Source organism: Flavobacterium cupreum (assembly GCF_003996965.1).
GTDB classification, from domain to species: Bacteria; Bacteroidota; Bacteroidia; order Flavobacteriales; family Flavobacteriaceae; genus Flavobacterium; species Flavobacterium cupreum.
The window spans coordinates 26375-45171 of sequence record NZ_QWDM01000024.1 but is presented as its reverse complement, the minus strand read 5'-3'; the positions used below and the strand labels follow the sequence as shown (position 1 = coordinate 45171).

At 33.3% G+C, this 18797-nt stretch carries 18 protein-coding genes and 2 pseudogenes; 7 read left to right on the top strand and 13 right to left on the bottom strand.

The window, feature by feature from the left end:
- The 4 genes from D0817_RS26310 to D0817_RS23645 all read left to right on the top strand — a co-directional run.
- A partial coding sequence (locus tag D0817_RS26310; RefSeq protein WP_238160938.1) for a helix-turn-helix domain-containing protein occupies positions 1-282 on the top strand: 282 nt, incomplete at its 5' end.
- Positions 279-1538 (top strand): site-specific integrase, encoded by a 1260-nt coding sequence (locus D0817_RS23655; RefSeq protein WP_127340811.1) that lies wholly within the window; start codon positions 279-281, stop codon positions 1536-1538. The genes D0817_RS26310 and D0817_RS23655, both read left to right, overlap by 4 nt.
- The gene (locus D0817_RS23650) at positions 1535-2284 is read left to right on the top strand and encodes a hypothetical protein (RefSeq protein ID WP_127340810.1); all 750 of its coding nucleotides are present in this window, start codon (positions 1535-1537) and stop codon (positions 2282-2284) included. Before D0817_RS23655 ends, D0817_RS23650 begins: the two co-directional genes overlap by 4 nt.
- A 108-nt stretch (positions 2285-2392) precedes the next feature.
- Positions 2393-2734 (top strand): helix-turn-helix domain-containing protein, encoded by a 342-nt coding sequence (locus tag D0817_RS23645; protein WP_127340809.1) that lies wholly within the window; start codon positions 2393-2395, stop codon positions 2732-2734.
- Positions 2735-3890: 1156 nt separating this feature from the next.
- Here the strand turns inward: D0817_RS23645 and D0817_RS23640 are convergent.
- The 11 genes and pseudogenes from D0817_RS23640 to D0817_RS23590 form a co-directional block, all read right to left on the bottom strand.
- Positions 3891-4931, bottom strand: a pseudogene (locus tag D0817_RS23640) (aldo/keto reductase).
- 297 nt (positions 4932-5228) lie between these two features.
- Positions 5229-5588 (bottom strand): cupin domain-containing protein, encoded by a 360-nt coding sequence (locus D0817_RS23635; protein WP_127340808.1) that lies wholly within the window; start codon positions 5586-5588, stop codon positions 5229-5231.
- A gap of 109 nt (positions 5589-5697) precedes the next feature.
- On the bottom strand, positions 5698-6420 hold the full coding sequence (locus tag D0817_RS23630) for an SDR family oxidoreductase (RefSeq protein ID WP_127340807.1): 723 nt from the start codon (positions 6418-6420) through the stop codon (positions 5698-5700).
- Between the two features lie 161 nt (positions 6421-6581).
- Positions 6582-7430 (bottom strand): SDR family NAD(P)-dependent oxidoreductase, encoded by an 849-nt coding sequence (locus D0817_RS23625; RefSeq protein ID WP_202866508.1) that lies wholly within the window; start codon positions 7428-7430, stop codon positions 6582-6584.
- A gap of 79 nt (positions 7431-7509) precedes the next feature.
- The gene (locus D0817_RS23620) at positions 7510-8079 is read right to left on the bottom strand and encodes a Crp/Fnr family transcriptional regulator (protein WP_127340813.1); all 570 of its coding nucleotides are present in this window, start codon (positions 8077-8079) and stop codon (positions 7510-7512) included.
- Positions 8080-8606: 527 nt separating this feature from the next.
- On the bottom strand, positions 8607-8771 hold the full coding sequence (locus D0817_RS25750; RefSeq protein WP_193555370.1) for a hypothetical protein: 165 nt from the start codon (positions 8769-8771) through the stop codon (positions 8607-8609).
- Positions 8772-9022: 251 nt separating this feature from the next.
- Positions 9023-9355, bottom strand: a complete 333-nt coding sequence (locus D0817_RS23610; RefSeq protein ID WP_127340806.1) for an antibiotic biosynthesis monooxygenase family protein — start codon at positions 9353-9355, stop codon at positions 9023-9025.
- A gap of 102 nt (positions 9356-9457) precedes the next feature.
- Positions 9458-9862: a DoxX family protein gene (locus D0817_RS23605; protein ID WP_127340805.1), complete on the bottom strand. Its 405-nt coding sequence runs from the start codon at positions 9860-9862 to the stop codon at positions 9458-9460.
- 35 nt (positions 9863-9897) lie between these two features.
- Positions 9898-10479: an ester cyclase gene (locus D0817_RS23600; RefSeq protein WP_127340804.1), complete on the bottom strand. Its 582-nt coding sequence runs from the start codon at positions 10477-10479 to the stop codon at positions 9898-9900.
- A gap of 94 nt (positions 10480-10573) precedes the next feature.
- A complete protein-coding gene (locus D0817_RS23595; protein WP_127340803.1) occupies positions 10574-11407 on the bottom strand; it encodes a helix-turn-helix domain-containing protein in 834 nt (277 codons plus the stop codon).
- 147 nt (positions 11408-11554) lie between these two features.
- The gene (locus D0817_RS23590; RefSeq protein WP_127340802.1) at positions 11555-12244 is read right to left on the bottom strand and encodes an aspartate/glutamate racemase family protein; all 690 of its coding nucleotides are present in this window, start codon (positions 12242-12244) and stop codon (positions 11555-11557) included.
- A gap of 450 nt (positions 12245-12694) precedes the next feature.
- Here D0817_RS23590 and D0817_RS26570 point away from each other — a divergent pair, with 450 nt between their 5' ends.
- Complete coding sequence (locus tag D0817_RS26570) at positions 12695-13012, top strand: DDE-type integrase/transposase/recombinase (RefSeq protein ID WP_127340812.1); 318 nt, start codon at positions 12695-12697, stop codon at positions 13010-13012.
- A gap of 77 nt (positions 13013-13089) precedes the next feature.
- On the opposite strand, the gene D0817_RS23580 is transcribed toward D0817_RS26570, so the two are convergent.
- Positions 13090-15612 carry an Ig-like domain-containing protein gene (locus tag D0817_RS23580; protein ID WP_127340801.1) on the bottom strand — a complete coding sequence of 841 codons (2523 nt, stop codon included), beginning with the start codon at positions 15610-15612 and terminating at the stop codon, positions 13090-13092.
- 663 nt (positions 15613-16275) lie between these two features.
- A complete protein-coding gene (locus tag D0817_RS23575; RefSeq protein ID WP_262708243.1) occupies positions 16276-16584 on the bottom strand; it encodes a LacI family DNA-binding transcriptional regulator in 309 nt (102 codons plus the stop codon).
- Positions 16585-16925: 341 nt separating this feature from the next.
- Here D0817_RS23575 and D0817_RS26305 point away from each other — a divergent pair.
- Positions 16926-17374 (top strand): annotated as a pseudogene (locus D0817_RS26305) (beta/alpha barrel domain-containing protein); the annotation flags it as partial.
- A gap of 365 nt (positions 17375-17739) precedes the next feature.
- Positions 17740-18744 (top strand): LacI family DNA-binding transcriptional regulator, encoded by a 1005-nt coding sequence (locus D0817_RS23570; RefSeq protein ID WP_127340799.1) that lies wholly within the window; start codon positions 17740-17742, stop codon positions 18742-18744.
- Positions 18745-18797: the final 53 nt, after the last annotated feature.

Sequence of the window (18797 nt, the reverse complement as noted above, 5' to 3'; positions counted from 1 at the left end):
AAAAATATAGTTTTTAATCAAAACGGAGGTGCTCACTTTGCACCGGAATTAGGTGGTCATTTTGAACTGGAATCAGGTGCTCACTTTAAAACGGAATGGGGTGATCAATATAACCGGAATTTGCATTCTATCGGCGAAATAGCTGAAAGATTTCAAATTTCTGAAGGTTCTGTCTACAATCATATCAGGAAATATTCAATCCCTACCAGACAGATCGGAAAGTACGTATATGCCCCCAAAATGGAAATTGACAACTTGTATAACGGAAATGATTTTATATGAAGCAATTAGCAAAAACCAAGGTGACTGTGCGTCTTCGAAAAGCAGAAGACCGAAAAGAATGGTATGTTTACATAGAAAGCTATCCTGTAGAGATTTCCGAAAAGAAAGCTCCCCAGAGAATCCGTGAATATATAAACCGATCCGTAACAACAGTGGAGTGGGACAAAAAAAGAACTGCCCGGACAGATGCAGCTGGATCAAAGTCGTACAAACCCAGACGCAGCGATAACGGAATTATAATCTGCAGAAGCGAAAACGACCGTGAAATTATGCTGTATGCTGACGGAGTGCGTAAAATTCGGCAGAAAGAATACGATAACACAGATTTGTACAGTGATGCTGAGAACCTATTGGCTGAACAAAAAGAAAAAGGAAAAGAGGATTTTATTAGATATATTTCTGCCACTGCAGCTAAAAGACATGCCCGAAGTTCGAAATCTATTCAGATCAATTGGGAGCGGTCCAAAGAATTTTTAAAAAGCTATTCGAAAGGCAGCCTTATGTTTTCTCAGATTGACAGCAGAATGGCGGAAGATTTTAAACTATTTCTGCTAGGTGCTCCACTCGGAGGAGGCAAAAAAGGAACCATTTCCCGCAACACTGCGGGTACCTATTTTTCCATATTTAAAGCGGCTTTAAAACAGGCCTTTATCGAGGGATATCTAACAGTTGATTTATCTTCAAAAATAAAAGGCATCCCGGAGCAGGAGTCAAGACGTGAATATCTGACCATTGAAGAATTGAATACACTGGTATCAACACCATGTGAAAAAGACGTCCTTAAAAGAGCCGCACTTTTCTCAGCGCTTACAGGACTGAGGCATTCCGACATTCAGAAGCTCCGCTGGAAAGAGATTAGTCTGGAAGATGGTATGGCTAAACTGCATTTTACGCAGAAAAAGACAAAGGGCGTTGAATATATGCCTATTTCTCAGCAGGCTTTGCAGCTCTGCGGAGAACCGAGGCTTCCCGCGCAGCTTGTTTTTGAGGATCTGCCGGACCCATCGTGGATTTCGCGCCCTCTGAAAAAATGGGTTGAATCTGCTGGCATTAAAAAAAATATTACCTTCCACTGCTTCCGCCATACATTTGCAACACTGCAGTTATCGAGCGGGACAGACATTTATACGGTCAGTAAAATGCTGGGACATACCAACGTAAAAACTACTGAAATCTATGCAAAAGTAGTGGACGAGAAGAAAAATAAAGCTTCGCAGGCAATACAATTGGAATCTTTAAAGAACAAGCCGCAATGAAAACAAAATACTTTGAATATATTGTTATTTACCTGTCTGTTTTTTTAGTATGTGTTTTTGTCGGCATAATAGGAAGACTGGTGCTGCTGGAAAAAGGTGCGGATGAGTATACAGCCGGCGCTTTTTTTTGGATCAGCACTGGATTTGGAATTTTAATGTTTGCAATTCTAAGTTTATTTCTAAACGAATTGGCCGCTCGCGTACTGAATCGTTTTTTGAAGGTTAAAAAAAATGAATCGCCTGAAAACCATATTCCAAGTGAAGACCTTGAAAAGATCGAAGAGGAGCGTCAGGATACTTTAATTAAACCCGAATTGTCTGAAAATAAAAATTCAGCCAGATATATTGAACAGATAAGAGAGCAGCAGCAAAATGTAATCAAAAATCAAAAACAAGCCAGAATTGATATTGTAATTCGTTATACGCAGGAAAAATTTGCCATATATGCTGCAGATGATGATTTGAAACAATTGTGCAGGAATATAATAATATATGCTGAAGAGATAAATTTTGAAAATATTAAACAGGTAAAAGTAAAAGATTTGTCAAATCTCGATTTGTATCATTTTGGCTGGAATATCTGGAATTGTTTTAAAGTAGGAAAACAGGACAGTATCGCACAATTTTTAAAATTAACTTTTGCGGAATCCTTAAAGGATGTTGAAGAGAACAGCATTAAAACGCATCTGAAAGATGATGATCAAAAAGGCATTATAAAAATTATGGAAGACTTTACTTATTTCTAATTATCAGTAATTAGAAATGCACTGTGTTTTTTAAGTGTTTTTGTTGTGGCTTAGGACACAGTGAAAACACTTTTTTCATTTGCTCTATAACAATTAAAAACGATAGTTATGGACATAAATGAAATCTCATTTGAGAACCTGCCCAAAGCAGTAGCACAATTAGCGATTGAAATTGCCGAGATTAAACTTATGATTCAGAATGTACAAGTATATGAATCTAAAGAAAAAAGTGTTCCTATTGGTATTGAAGAAGTAAGCCGGTTAATAGGAAAAGCAAAGCCTACAATTTACGCTCTTGTAAGGCAAAGAAAAATCCCGTGTTATAAGTATGGTAAAAAGCTGTATTTTTTTGAAGAAGAGCTTTTAGAATGGATTTCTAAAGGGAAAAAGAAAACAATACAGGAAATCGAATCAGAAGTATTGAAATATAATCATAATCGAAATAAATAGATGGATTATAGCCAGGAAGAATACTTATTGTCATTCTATTAGATCATAGTGAAAAATTCATATTGTGGTTTCATGAATAATTAGGTCAGTAATACACAAATTTTGTTGATTATTAGATAGGAAATTTTCAACGGATAATTAGGGATTCGAATTCTTCTTTAGACCCAGTTAATATAGGTAATGCAATGCTGATTATTTCAGGGATACTTCTGAAATTTTAATAGAATAAATATACATTTTTTTATTATTTAATAGGTATTTTTGGATCAACTTGATGTGTAAAAGCTGGATAGAGTAGAGCAGGATTCGAACTTAATCGTTCAAACCCGTTTCTATGTTACGTTTTTATAATGTCTTAAACCTAAGTGCACCGATTCTGCACCTGAATTACAATTGTTGCTTTTTTACTGTTTATTTATTTCAAAAACAGCTTTGTTTTTATGTTTAACAGACTCTTATTCAGTGATATTATTCTGAATAATTTGTTTGTAAATATATCATTATTTTTCGATTATTAATAATTTAATTTTTGATGATTCTTTGTAGCGGGAAGCATTCAAATATTGATGATTATGCTAGTATTATTGAATGCGCATCTTAAATTTGATTTTGAAAAATTAGGATAACTTTTTTGAATAATAAAAATAAGCCTCACTATTTTGAAATATAAACTATTGAAAGATTAAAAAATTATTATTAAAAAATGAACCTTAATTTTTTCGATACAGAAAGTAATATTCCTTTATTTATAAGGTTTTTCCAACCATGAAATACAAATGAGGTACAAGTTTTTAGCTAATAAAACAAAGTAACAACAAATAAAAAATTATAGATATAAGGATCGTTTTTGTTTGACCTTTTTTACTTATCTCAAAGAATACATTAACCCAACGGTTAGCACGAATATATTTAAAATATTCTATTTCAATAGATTTTAATTGATCGCTTGTAGTCTATTGTATTAGATCTGATTCTTTTATTCAAATGACTTGTTTTTATTCTTTATACTATGATAGACATCATGTCTATGGCAAACCATTGAAAGTATGTAGCTCTTTTATCGAACTTATTTTGATGATATTTTGCTCAGAATTTTTCATATTTTAAAATTCGCAGACAGTTTTCAAATACTGTCTGCATTTAAAAATCTATAAATTTAAGCATTTAAAAAATTACTCCCAGATGCACTTCGGTCTTGTGTCATTACTTCTAAAACACCGCCCGGATATTCGCCTGGTAATTTGCTTACTTCATCCAGTTGTGCTAATTCTTCTTCTGTAAAAACCACATCAATTGCTTTTAAATTATCCTCTAACTGATGCTGTTTTGTTGCTCCAATGATCACACTTGTTACTACAGGTTGGTTTAAAGTCCAAGCCAATGCCAATTGTGCAATAGTTGTATTTTTTTCTTCTGCCATTGGCGTTAAAACGTCTAAAACATCATAAGCTCTTTCTTCGTGAAAAGATGGAAAAGGAAAATTATTTAAACGCCCTTCTTCTTTTTGTCCATCTCTTTTGTATTTTCCAGTAAGCAAACCACCACTTAAAGGACTCCAGATCATCATTCCAACTTTTTGGTCTAATAATAATGGAACTAATTCTCTTTCTGCATCCCTCACATCTAATGAATAATTTGCCTGTAACGAAGAAAAACTGTCTAAATGATTGTATTTAGAATAAGACAACGCTTTCATTAGTTGCCAAGCTGCAATGTTACTTGCACCAAAGTATCTAATCTTACCACTTCGCACCAAATCATCTAAAGTTCGAATAGTTTCCTCTATTGGAGTTAATGGGTCTGCTGTATGAATTTGATATAAATCAATATAATCTGTACCTAATCTTTTTAGACTGGCATCCACTTGTTGAATGACATGCTTTTTTGAAAGCCCGAGGTCGTTCTGGCTTTTACCCATTGTTCCTCTAACTTTTGTTGCCAAAACCAAATCGTCTCTGTTGATACCAAGGTTTTTTATAGCTTGACCAATCATTACTTCCTAAAGTCCTTCGGAATAAATGTTTGCAGTGTCAATATAATTAACACCTGCCTCTGTTACCGTTTTGATTTGTTCGTCCACTTCTTTTTGGTCAAGATTGCCCATATAACCAAAAAATCCTTTTCCGCCATAATTCATTGTACCTAAACAAATGGTTGAAACTTTTAACCCTGTATTCCCTAAAGTTTTGTACTTCATTTTTTCTATTTATTTAATTGTGAAGTACAAAGGTCAGCAGTTTAATAAATTTGGCTGTGTCCAAATAAAAGATATTTGTGTTCAAAATGAATTACATACAAGCTAATTAAAAGAATTTCTAAACTCTAATGGTGTAAAATTTGTTTTAGTCTTCTATACTTGTTAATTTCAAGCTTGTTTCAGTTTCCTACTCTTGTATGAATTCCAGATTTGGGAAATAGTTTGGCACCAATATTAAATGATATGGCAAATTGGGGCAAAGAAAATGTATTGAAAACAGAATGATAAATAACAAATTTAATAAGACTGTTGTTCGATTGATTTTGTTATTGCAGACTTAACTTCTCCCGTATGTTTTGTTGTTTTGGTTTCTATCAACATAATTGAGCATTCTTCAATAGATGAAACTCTATGATTAATACCTTTTGGGACTACAAACATATCTCCAGATTTCATAGTTAGATTAGCTTTATTTTCAATTTCCATTAAAAGTTCACCTTCTATAATGTAAAATAGTTCATCTTCGTTTTCGTGATTATGCCAAGGAACTTCTTGACCTTTAATTTTGGCAACTTTTACATATTGGTCATTAACTTCAGCAATGATTTTTGGAGAGAAGTAGTCTTTAACGTCTTCTAGTTGATCTTTTAAATTCATAATATAATATTTTAATAGTTTACCGTATATGTTGCTAAGTACACAATGCCGACAATCAATCCTGTTGCAATGGCAGACTGGTAAGCAAAATGGATATAATTTTCAATAACTATGGATTAAGCAGCTTCAGGTACTCTGAAATTGTTTCGTTGTTCGCTTTGGCTCTTGTTTCGCTGCTGCCAAAGGTCAGTTCGGTTTTGCCTTCTTTCAATTGCTCAAATATTGATGCCACAAAATCGCTCACTTCAGGTAAGCCTTTGTGAACTACTTGTCCGCCCAATGCTGTGTTTATTGCAGGCGGTATCAATTCTATTACTTCTATATTTTTGTCTTTTAGCTGATGGCGTAAAGAAATTGTGAAAGACCTTGTAAAAGCCTTCGTACCGCAATATACCGGCACTTTGGAAAATGGTGTAAACGCAAGTCCTGATGATACATTGATTATTGTATTTAATGAAGGAATACTTAAAAAGAGTTTTGTAAGATGGATAGGTGCCAAAATGTTTATGTCCACTTCCGTTTTAGCCCTTTCATAAAAGTCATCGTCAGACACATTCATCCAGTTTTGAACGCCCGCATTGTTTACAAGCACATTTAAGTCGGAATGATTTGCTGCAACCCATTCATATAATTCATTGCGGCCTTCTTCACCTTCCAGATCACATACTTTTGTGATAACGGAAGGAAATTTTTCTGCCACTTCTTTTAGTGCAGTTTCCCTGCGTCCACAAATAATAACTGTATTGTTTTCGCTGATAAATCTTTCCGTCAATCCTAAACCGATACCGGTAGCACCACCAGTAATTAAAATTTTGTTGTTTGCTAATTTCATTTTTTTTTATTGATATTGTTAAATTGGAAAATAATGTAAACCGTGCTTTAGAGCTTATATTTTTTTTTGTGTGTAAATAAGGTTATTTTATTTTAAATCACTCTTTTATATTTGTTAATTTTAAACTTGTTTCCCAAAGATTTTTTTGAAACTCCAAATTATTAAGAATCAACAGAAGATTTCACTACTTTGCCATCTGAAAAATAAATTCCTTTCAAATTGCTAAATTCTTTAGAAAACGCAAGGTTGGCTAATCGAGTTCCTGATTTTGACGGTGTGTTGGTATTTCGCTTAAAAAGCGTCATTGAGGGCATGATGTTTTTCCATACAAATCTCAAAATCGCAGGATAATTTTTTGCAAGTCCTGTTCCTGGAGTAAGTCCGGGATCAAAAGCATTAACCCTAATTTTTGTATTAGCTAATTTTTGTTGTAAGCTGTAAACCGTGAGTACATTTGATAATTTTGATGTTGAATACCTTCTTTGTCCTGTTGTCGTTTTCTTTTCATTGGTTTCCTTTGGATAAGCCAGCTCATTGGCACTTTTATAAACAGGTGGTTCTATTCCTGTTTTTTGTAATGGGTCGTGAGTATCACTTGCAGTAAAGGTTATACTTGCATTATTATCCATAAATGGTAAAAGTAATTGTGTCAACGCGAATGGACCTAGATGATTTGTTCCAAAAGTGATTTCAAATCCGTCAGCCGTATATTCTGTTTCACCAATATTTTGTATGCCTGCATTGTTTACTAAAGCTGAAATTACAGGTTCTTTTTCTTTACTAAAAGTACTAGCAAATTGACGGATAGATTTTAGTGAAGCCAAATCTAATTGTAAACATTTCAAATTTTGATGTCCTGTTTTATTCTTGATTATTTGAATTGCTTCGTTTCCTGCTTGTACATTTCTGCAAGCTAAAATTATTTGCTCGTTTGTTGCGATTTTTGCCATTTGTAAGGCGCACTTAAAACCAATTCCGCTATTGGCTCCTGTAATAATAATTGATTTCATTTTTTATATTTTTAGTTTATGATGCAAAATTGCCTCAATTAAAAATGAAATTATTTGCCATTTGGCAAAAAAAAACGATTTAGCGAATGTTTTTTCTAATTCTACTTAATGAAGATTGGGTAATTCCCAAATAAGAAGCCAAATAAGATAGTGGTATTCTATTAGCAAGGGTTGGGAATTTATCTAAAAATTCCTGATAGCGTGTAGTCGCATCTTCGGATAGCATCGGACTTAATTTATTTACTTTCTCTATTAGTGCTTTAGAGGTAATTTGACTAATTATATTGTCCCAACCGATAATCGTTAAAGACAATTCCGTTAATGCATCCGTTGAAAGGATTAAAAGTGAACAATCTGTGATGGCTTGTACATATTCTGATGATGGTATTTTTTGGTTAAAACTGTTTATGTCAACTGCAAAATTATGTTTGTCAATAAAGTATTTTGTTATTTCTTCGCCTTTGCTGTTGTAATAGCAAACCCGTAAAATTCCTGTGTCAATAAAAGCAACCCTTTTGGGTATTTTCCCAGCTTCAGAAAAATACTCGTCTTTTTTTAGTTCCAAAACTTTCGCTTTACTTTTAATTAAATCGATTTGTTGTTGATTTAGTTGACCAAATTGCAGTAAGTAGTTTATTAAATTATCCATAGCGATAAAGGTCATTAATTTAAATTTGTTTTAATTTGTCAAATGGCAAAAAAGATTATTGCAATACAATTTCTTGTTTTTTTAGACAAGGTTTGGCATAGTTTGAAGGTTTGCTCACAGCATTACGCATAAAGTTTCGACAACCTTTTTTATAGGCAGAATTTTTGTTTGCCTATATTTTTACAGAGGGCAACTTGCTGGTTCAGGAAAATATTCTTCACTGATAAATTTTCCGGTTGGACCATTTTCATCAATAGTAGCATATTTAACAATACGTTTCCCTGCTTCTTCTGGTGTACTTGTGCCTTGATGTCCTGTAAAGTCAGTTTGGGGATAACCCGGTCAAACCATATTGACTTTAAATGGATTATTCTGTAATTCCTGTGCCTTTTGGATGTCAATAAGTATTAACGCAGGTCTATCTAATTTTGTCATAATTATTTATTTTATTTACCGTCATATGATTTTTATATATGAAAATTTTTTATCAAAATGACGGCTTTGAATTTTAAAATCTATGACATATTTTATTTTCCGTAAATAGTTTTTAGAAATTCTTTTAGAGAAATTGGCTTTCTGCCTAACAACATTTCTACCTCACTTCGATTTGTATCAAATTCTCCATTTTTAATAGCTTCTGCAAAAGTGGCAAAAAAAGCAGCATTACCTTCTGGAACTCCTGCATTCACCAATTGTTCTATATATGTTTTACTGTCTGGTTTGTGATAATTAACCTCTTTACCAGTAATTTCCGAAAGAATTTCAGCTATATCCGAAAAAGAGTATGCAGTTTCATTAGCTATGGCATATTCCTTATTATGCCAGGGAACTTCTAGCCCTTTAATTTTGGCAACTTTTACGTACTGGTCATTAACTTCAGCAATGATTTTTGAACAGAAATAGTGTTTAATGTCCCTTAGTTGATCTTTTAAATTCAGTGAAATTATTTAGAGTTTGCTTCTCTTGTATCAAAAACAGTACACAAAAAACGCTGAGACGACAAGGCAATTTTACTGCCCTCAGTTATCATCCTTTTTCCACCTTCGCTATTAATCACTCCTTGAAAAGCTTCCATATTTTCGTATTGAGCATAAAGTGCTACATTGTTTCCGTCTAAACTTTTATGATAAGTTGCGGAAATAAACCCTGGGCAACTCGCAATAAACTCGTCGGTGCAAGAAACAAGTAAATTGATTAATTCATCTTGTTTTTCTGGTGCTACTGTAAAAAGACTAACTAAAGTTAATGCATTTTGTTCTTTTGAAATTGTGATCATTTTTTATTTTTTAAATTTATGATTTGGTTTTAAAATTAAATTATTGAGTGAATATGTGTATATTTTTTTAAATAACTTTTATTCTAACGTTTTTTTATTTAATCAATTTCTTTTCGCTATTATACCTAATGAAAACGCTGCAGCAGATGCACAAAATACGGAATAATCAAGTGGTGCTTTTATATTAGTTGAAAATGCCATTGACAATCCAAATAATAAAAGTAAAAAGCCTGTTGCCTTGGCAAAAAATGTGGTTTTAAAAGTAGAAAGTAGCCCTATTGCAAATGCTATTTCTAAAATAGTAGCTAATCCTCCTAAAAATGGAATTAATGATGGAGGAAACATTGGATTTATTTTTTGTGTGTAAGCCAAAAAACTTTCCCAGTTTCCCCAAGCCGAAAGTTCTTTACTCCAAAATCCAAATCTATCGGCAACAGCTGATAAAAGACCAACACTAAGAGCGATACGTATAAACCATTCAACAATTTTTGTTCCTGATATTTTCATATTGTTTTAAATTTAACTATAATTTTTTATTGAAATTATTTTCCAAGACCAATTTGATCCATATAGGTTTTATTGTCCCAATACAAAAATTCTTCAATCATTACACCATTTTTCCATATTCCGATGGTAGCCATTGGCAGTTTAAAACTTTTTCCTGTGGGTTGAATGAATTTTCCCTCTCCAATAGGCATTGGTTTTGTAAAAGTTCCTTCCATTATTCCTGCTACTGCGGTATATTGTCCAGAACCAAAACGGATAGGATGTTGTTTAATTCTCGTATCTGGCGCATATACAAACATTGCTTTCAAATCTTCAATATGTTTTTCGATACCAGTTGTGAAATGACCATCGGGCCAATTTACTTTAATGTTTTTGGCGTGACTTTCGTGTAATCTTGTCCATTCTTGATTTGAAAAAACGGTATAATCAAGCGTGTCAAATTTTATTAAATTTTCATTTACCAAAGTACTATTAGCAGTTAGTTCTGTAATTTGTTTTTGTAGAGATGTAATTGTTGCTTGACTTTCAGAATCAGTATTAGCTTCTTTTTTACAACTTATAAAAGTTGTTAGTGCGAAGGCAAGTATGATTGCGTAAATTGCTTTTTTTGTTTTCATATTTTTTTTAATTGGTTACCAGTAAATTAACAATGCAAAGATAGAGACGAGGCCCACTTTATTTAATACAATATTCGGTAATTGAATTGTAGATTTAGGAAATAAGTCTGTTTTTCATTTCTTCTCTAAACTCGGTTGGTGATTGCCCAGACTTCTTTTTGAATACATTGGAGAAGTATGAATTTTCATTATATCCTAATTCATAAGCTATTTCAGAAATTGTTTTTTCAGTTGAAATCAATAAATTTTTAGCTTCAATAAGCTTACGTGTTTCTATGATTTCAAAAACACTTTGTTCTAAAATAGTATGGCAAATTAGATTTAGGTTTCGGGAAGACATAAACAACTTTTCGGCATAAAATTCAACCCCAACGGGGCTTTTATAATTTTCTTCAAGAATTTTAAGAAAGTTTCCAAATGAAATGTGTTGAGTTTTTTGTTGAGATTCATTTGACCATTCAATTTTTCTTCTTTCGGCTTCTATCATCGTTAATAAAACACTTAGAAGCTGCTTTATGATTGCATAATTTGGATTTTCTTGAGTTGTTTCATCCAACATCATTTTACAGAGTTCAACAAACCTTTGAAAACGTTTGTCATTTTGTAATTTTAGGTTGGCTTGTTTGTGATAAAGAGAATACAGCTGAAACGTGGTTTCTGGAATAAATTCGCTTTTGAAACGAATCACCCAAATATCGCATTCACCATTATAAATGCTAGGAATAATACGGTGCATTTTTCCTTTGGTAATAAAACTAACAAAAGGGGCTAGGGTTTTGGTAGAATTAAAATCTATAAAATGTTCTAGTCCTCCATTTAATCCTATCAATAATTCTTCGAAATCGTGATTATGTGGCGCATCAGGTTGGTCAGAAATCTTTTTGGCTTCCAATTCGTCAACTTTGAATATGTGGAATATCTTATTCATCAATATTAGTTTATGGAAATGTTTAGTTTCCTTTTGAAATTGTGATCATTTATTTATAATTAGATCAATATATGAATTAAAGATATTTATTTTACTTCAAATTACTTTAGCCTCACTATTACCAAATTGTTGTTGCTTGTAACTTTTTTAACTTAATTGAAATTCAATCGCTGCTTTTGAATGTAATAATGCCGTGTCAAATACCGGCACCTTAACGTCATTTTGATGAATAACTAATGGGATTTCGGTACAACCCAGAATAATCCCTTCAGCTCCGTTTTCTACAAGCTCCTCAATTATTTTTAAATACCTTTTTTTTGTTTCGGCAGTTACAAGACCTTTTCCTAATTCTTCAAAAATTGTATTATGTACAAATTCCCTATCCGCATCATTTGGAATAATTGTTGCAATTCCTTTGTCTGCCAATTTAGATTTAAAAAAATCAAGTTCCATTGTGAATTTTGTCCCAAGTAAGCCTACTTTCTTTAATCTTTTTTTCTCAATTTCTGTCGCAGTGGCCGTAGCAATATGAATAATTGGCAAACCAATTTCATTTTCAAGTCTGTCTGCTAAAAAGTGCATTGTATTGGCACAGAGTACAATCGCTTTTGCTCCACAAAATTTTAAATCATTACAGGCCTTTAAAACCATTTTAAAAGTTGTTTCCCAATCGTTTATGTCATTGTTTTTTTTAATATCCGCATAATTGAACGAATATATGAGACATTGAGAGTAGTTGAGCCCGCCCAATTTTTCATTAATCCCCTGATTAATTAATTTGTAGTAATCAACTGTTGAAACCCAGCTAATTCCGCCGATAAGACCAATTGTTTGCATATTTTTGTTTTAGTGTTTAATAAAGTTAAACCGGAAATTCAACGTTTAATAGTAGCTGTAACATTCTGGATGAATTCTATCGACTAAGATATAATTTATTAATAAAATTAAATTTTATTTTACCTGCACTTTATTTTTAAAATGTATATGCTTGCTATTCGGTTCTGTCTTATTTAAAGCTTAATTTTATCTTCGCCATATAAATTCTTAAAACCGATTAATACTAAAAGGTAATTGATAATCGAAATCTATTATACAACATCAGTATATTTTAAATTTAGGTTTATATTAACCTATTGGGATGTCAATACTGGGAGTAAAAGTTCTCCTGCCCTGCATATTATCAGCAGAAAGTATTTTCTATACGAGTTACTTCCTTGTTCGTAGTAATTCTATCAATTGATTGTCCATGTACATAAAATAGAGACTTAGAAAAAACATGCTTCCAATATTTTTTTTAATATTAAATCAGGCAATACAGTAGATTTTCTTTTGACCAGAAAAAGGCAGAGAATGAACATGCAGTCATTTCCAATTAAAGCACTTGGTAATAACTACAGGCCAAGAGTGATTAATATTGATAAAAGTGGCTCTAATATTGCCGCTATCAGAGTCTATAACAAGTATTCTTTCTCAAAGATTAAAACCCGACAGTGTAAATATCTCAACAATATTATAGAACAAGATCATCGTTTTATCAAGTGGCTCATACAAAATGTTTTAATTTATATTATTCTACTACGCAACTTTTTAATTAATTTTTTATAGCCGAACCATTCAATTTTTTTCTGTGGCTGATCCATTTATAAAAAGATTAAAAGTCACGCAGTAGAATGACCATTTGTTTATTCCACAACTATTTTTTGAATTCTCGCTTTGGTAGAATTTGTAGTTCTTAAAAAGTAAATTCCTTTATTTAAATTTGGCAGCTGAATCTTTACAGCGTTTTCCGTATTCATAAATTGTGAATACACGATACTACCATTTATATCCGAAAGAACAACATCAAAAGGCAGTGCGTCAGTTGACGTAATATTTAACTGCGAATCTGACCTTACCGGATTTGGGTAAGCCATAAAATTTTGAGCTCCTAATATACTTTGATCTTCATTTACAGCCGATGATACTTTTTTTGAACTAAGTGTGGCATTCGAAGAAACAGCAGAAGTAAGGTAAAATTCAATATCATCGTAATCTAGCCATTTATTAGCTGCCCCGGAATATTGATAAAAACCCAGTTCACAGCTGTTATTGGTTACTAATATATTATTTATTTGTACTTCTGTCCAAGTGGCGATACTTGTATTTAGAGGATATTCTATCGGACCAGCCCCATAATTTTTGGCATACATAACGGCGGTGCTTTGTCCGCCTGAACTGCGAACCCATGCTTTCATGGTATAATTTCCGTTTACGATTCCCGAAAGAGATTGAAAAACGGACACCTCAAATTCAGTATTTCCCCATTGAATTCCTTTGTAATTTGGAGAATGCGGAGCATCTGCAGAAGTTTGGGCATTTGCAATGCCCGGTCCGTATTCTGTCCAGCCTGTTGGTGTCTGGGTCGCTGTTGTATTAGCATCAAAGTTTCCGTTTACCAGTTTATTTACATTTACCAAATTTTGTACAGAGACTGTACATGTTGCAGTTTTACCGTCTGATGCTGTTCCGGTAATTATTGTAGAACCTGCACTTACTGCATTTACGATTCCTAAATTGCTTACTGTCGCCACAGCAGTATTGCTTGAAGTCCAGGTTACGCCTTGGTTACTTGCGTTGTTTGGGGAAAAAACGGTATTTATTACCCTACTGCTTCCAATAGGCATTGTCATACTGCCCTGTGAAAATGTAAATCCTGTTATTGCAATAGGCGAAAGATAAAATTCGACATCATCGTAATCTATAAAATTATTAGCCAGTCCTGATTGATAGAAACCAACTTCGCAGGTATTATTGGTAACTTTAATATTGTTGATCTGCACTTGTGTCCAATTTGGTATACTCGAAGCTATAGAATAGCTTAGGTCACTTCCGCCATATCCTTTGGCATACATGGTTGCCCAAGTTTGTCCGCCGGAGCTTCTAACCCAGGCTTTCATCGTGTAATTTCCATTGGCTAGTGCGGTTAAGGTTTGTGATACAGCAACCTCAAAAGGAGCCGCTCCTGACTGTGTTCCTTTATAATTTGAAGAATGTGGCGATAGATTAGAAGTTTGTGCAGTTGTGACACTTCCCCATTCGTTCCAGCCTGTGGGTGTTTGGGTCGGTGTTGTATTGGCGTCAAAATTTCCATTGACTAATTTATTGACATTGGCAAAAATTTGAACAGATACAGAGCATGTTGAGGTTCTTCCGTCGGAAGATGTTCCAGTTATTGCTGCAGTTCCCGCGCTAACTCCCGTAACCATTCCCCAATTATTTACAATAGCTACAGAAGTATTGCTCGATGTCCAGTTTACAATTTGGTTTGTTGCATCAGAAGGTGTAAATGTTGTATTGATAACTTGTCTGCTGCCTATGTTTAATGTTAGGTTAGCTGGGGAAGTTGAAAAACCTGTAATTGCTTTTTGAGTAGTGTCTATATTTTTGTAAACCCTAACATAGTCGCAATACATAGTAGCCGGCAAAACTGTTGTTGCGTCAGGATCGCCCGGCCAGCTTCCACCAATAGGCAGGTTTATTAAAATATATTGAGGCAGATGGTACTCTGCAGTATAATTATATCCATCTGTAATTCTAAATTGTTTGTAAAGCACATCATCGACATACCATTTGATATAGTTAGCATCCCAGGTTATCGAATAAACATGCCATTGCGTAACATCAACAGTGTAAGAAGTTCCATCCTGCACATGCAGTTCATTGGCACCTGCCCAATGTGCCGTACCGTGCGCTACAGTTTCGCTGTTAACATGTTCGAAAATGTCGATTTCACCACACCTTGGCCAGCCAATTTGAGGAAAGTTTGATCCTAATGTCCAGAAACACGACCATAATCCTTTACCTTTTGGCATTTTAAAACGTCCTTCGATTTTTCCGTAAGTCCAGGCAGCTTTATTCAAAGTAATTACACTTGCCGAAGTATAATTTTTTCCGCCTACATTTTCTTTAACAACCGTAATTTCCAAATTTCCATTGTTTTGTTTTATGTTATTAGAATTTGTTGTGTAATACTGTAACTCGTTGTTTCTGATATTTCCTCCTAATTCATAACCCCATTTTTTGGGATCTGGAGCACCAGTGCCGTTAAACTCGTCAGACCATACCAATTGGTAGTTTTGGGCTTTTGCGCTAAAATTAAAAAGCAGCATACATGATAAAGTGCAAAAGAAAACTTTTACACTAATAAAGGTTAGTGTTTTTTTCATAAAAATGATTTGGTTTATAGTTAGTAATGTATAAAATTAACAATGAGTCTTTAGAATTCGGATTTGTAATTTGAAAGTCGAATTCTTTTAAATTAAAATTTAAGTACTTAGTTTAGAGACTTGTATTGTTGGATATTTGGCGAAAATTAAATAAAAAAATTATACATGCAATAAAAAATCTCGGAAAAAATGCTATTTATTTGCGCAAACGTAAATTAAATTTGCGCAAATTATTGTATTTGTATTTATTGAAGAAAAAAACGATTACTATTAAAGGTATGCCTTGAAAAAAATAATATTATATTTCGACAGTTTCCAAGTCAATATAAGATCCTTCGGATATCATGGGGAAGACAAAACAGATTGTAAGAGAAGATTTTAAAATATTCAATTAAGCCAATAAGCGCTCTTCGGTAATGGTTAGAGATTTTGGTACCAGGATCATTCCGAATCTTTTGTATCCCTGTTGTAAAAGATGTTCGGTGACTTTTTCAGCACCTTCTATATTTTTGCCAAAACTTTTGATGTTTTAGCCGAAGGGCTTATTCTGTAGACATTGATAATTGCAATTCCTTTTTGCTGTAGTTATCGATATAATCAAAATGCAGTGGTACTTGCGGAATGACAAACCAAAAGTCCGTCAACAGGGCTGTCCATTAATGCCTATACATTTTCCAATTCAGTTTGGTAATCTTCATTCGAAAGGCAGATAGTTACTTTAAACCCATTTTTAGAAGCAACCTTTTGAATTCCGCCAAGCATTGAAGAAAAAAAAGTAGACTGAAGATGCGGAATAATCACCCCAATGGTTTGAGTTTGTTTGTTGGCGAAATTTCTTGACATTAGATTTGGGCGGTATTCCATTTCCAATGCTACTTGTTTTAAGGCCTGAATAGTCGCCGGACTTATATTCGGATGATTTCTTAAAGCGCAGCTTACCGTTGTTGCCGAAATTCCCATTGCCTGACCAATATCTATAATAGTGGTTTGGTAATTTTTCTTTGTTTTATTTTTTGCTTTTCGGCTTTCATGATTTAAGTGAAATTACAATAATAACGCTGCTTTTGTCTGATAAATCCTGACTTTAAAACAGCCTCTACTTTACTGCATTTCGGGCTTTTAACTCCCGGCATGACATTTTAGATTGATTTTGTTTTTCGAAGACAGAAATTTTCTATCTATCGAAAACGATCGTGTAAACGTTTGAGATAGGAAAAACATTTGAAACGCTGTAGTGCACATTGTCAGCATATGCTTTAAATTCTACATTTGGAATAAGACTTTCAACGTGCTGAAAGTTTCTAATGACGTAGGGGGCTAGTTTAATGAAGTTTACCGCCATGGTTAATTTTAGTCATGAACTCTTTGATGCGCTTAGAAAATACGCCATCAAAGAGTTACCGAAATGATTATGGGATTAGGGTCAGTTATAGATGTATCTTCGGCCTCATTGTATATCAAACTGGGAGCCAACTTTATCGTAACCCCTGTTTTAAGAGAAGATATCACAATAGTCTGTAACCATAGAAAGTATTATAGTCATTGTAGTGGCAACTTAACGGAGATTACAAAAAGCAGAATAATTAGGATGCGAAATTGTAAAGCTTTTTTCAGGTTATCTATATGGACCTGAGTTTATCAAAGGAGTAAAAAGACCACAACCATGGACTTTAATTATGCCTACAGGAGCAGTAAATCCAAGTGAAGAAAATCTTACGGGCTGGTTCAATGCGGTGTGACTTGTGTGGGTATCGGCTCTCAATGAATAACTTAAGAAATCATTGCAGACAAAGATTATTCGGGGTTACCCAAAAAGTTAAAGAAGTTTTTGAAAATATAGCAAAATTGAGGTAAATGCAATTTGTTTTTAAGAAAATAACGCTGAAGAATTTTTTGGACAGAGTGTCGATTAAAATAATAATATAGTCATTTCAGATGAATGATCCGGATTGGCTGAATATGAAGTAATCAAAGTCTTTTGCGGGTTTTGGCTACTGTTAAAAAGGAAGTTTTTATTTGTTTATTTTGTTTTTAAACGGTGGATCTGAGTTTTTGTCCACCGTTTTTTTAGTTTCCTTGTTTAGGATTAAAAAATAACTGTGTTCTTTTCAAATTATAACTTTTCAAATGAAAAAAAAATCTGTTTCCATCAATACAATTGCCAAGGATTTAAATATTTCTATAACGACTGTTTCTTTTATTCTTAACGGAAAAGCAAAAGAGAAGCATATTTCAAAAAAACTCACTCAGTGTGTATTAGATTATGCCCAAAAGTTAAATTACAAGCCAAACCAAATCGCACAAAGCCTAAGAACCGGAAAAACCAAAACCTTGGTTTTTATGGTAGAAGATATTTCTAATTATTTCTTCTCTAAATTGGCCAGAATTATCGAAGAAATTGCGTATTCTAACGGCTACAGAGTTGTATTTTGCAGTAATGAAAATCAAGATGCCAGATCAATTGAACTTATCAATTTGCATAAAAGCAAACAGGTTGATGGTTTTATAATTGTCCCGTCCCCGGGAATAAAAAAAAATATAGCAGAATTAATTGAGGACAATTTACCCGTTATACTTTTTGATCGTTGTTTTGCTGATTTGGATTGTAATAGTGTTATGCTCAATAACCTTGATGCAGCTTTTAATGCAACGAATCATCTGATTTCAAATAATTATAAAAACATCGTTTTTATAACCACAGATTCGAATCAAATGCAGATACAGGATCGTTTAACAGGCTATAAAAAAGCGATTAAGGCTCATAATTTAAAATCCTGTTTTCTTAAAATTCCATACCAGGAAATCACTAATGAAAAATCAAAAGATCTCATCAGAAGATTTATTGAAACCAACAACGAGTTGGATGCTGTGTTTTTTGCAGCGAATCATCTCACGAAGACTGGATTGGAAGTTTTCAAAGAAAGCAATCCGGATTTAATCCAAAGTTTAGGCGTTATTACTTTTGATGATAATGAACTTTTCAAAATTTACAGTCTTGCAATTATAGCCGTTCCCCAGCCTCTGGAAGCTATGGGGGATAAATTAATGGAGGTAATGATGCGATTGTTGAATCAAAAGGAAGTGGGTGAAGCATTTGAAAAAATTGAATTTAATGCTGAATTAAAAATTTGACCATTTTTATTCTTTTCAGTTTTTCTTTCCGCTAAAACAGGGTTGAAGTAACG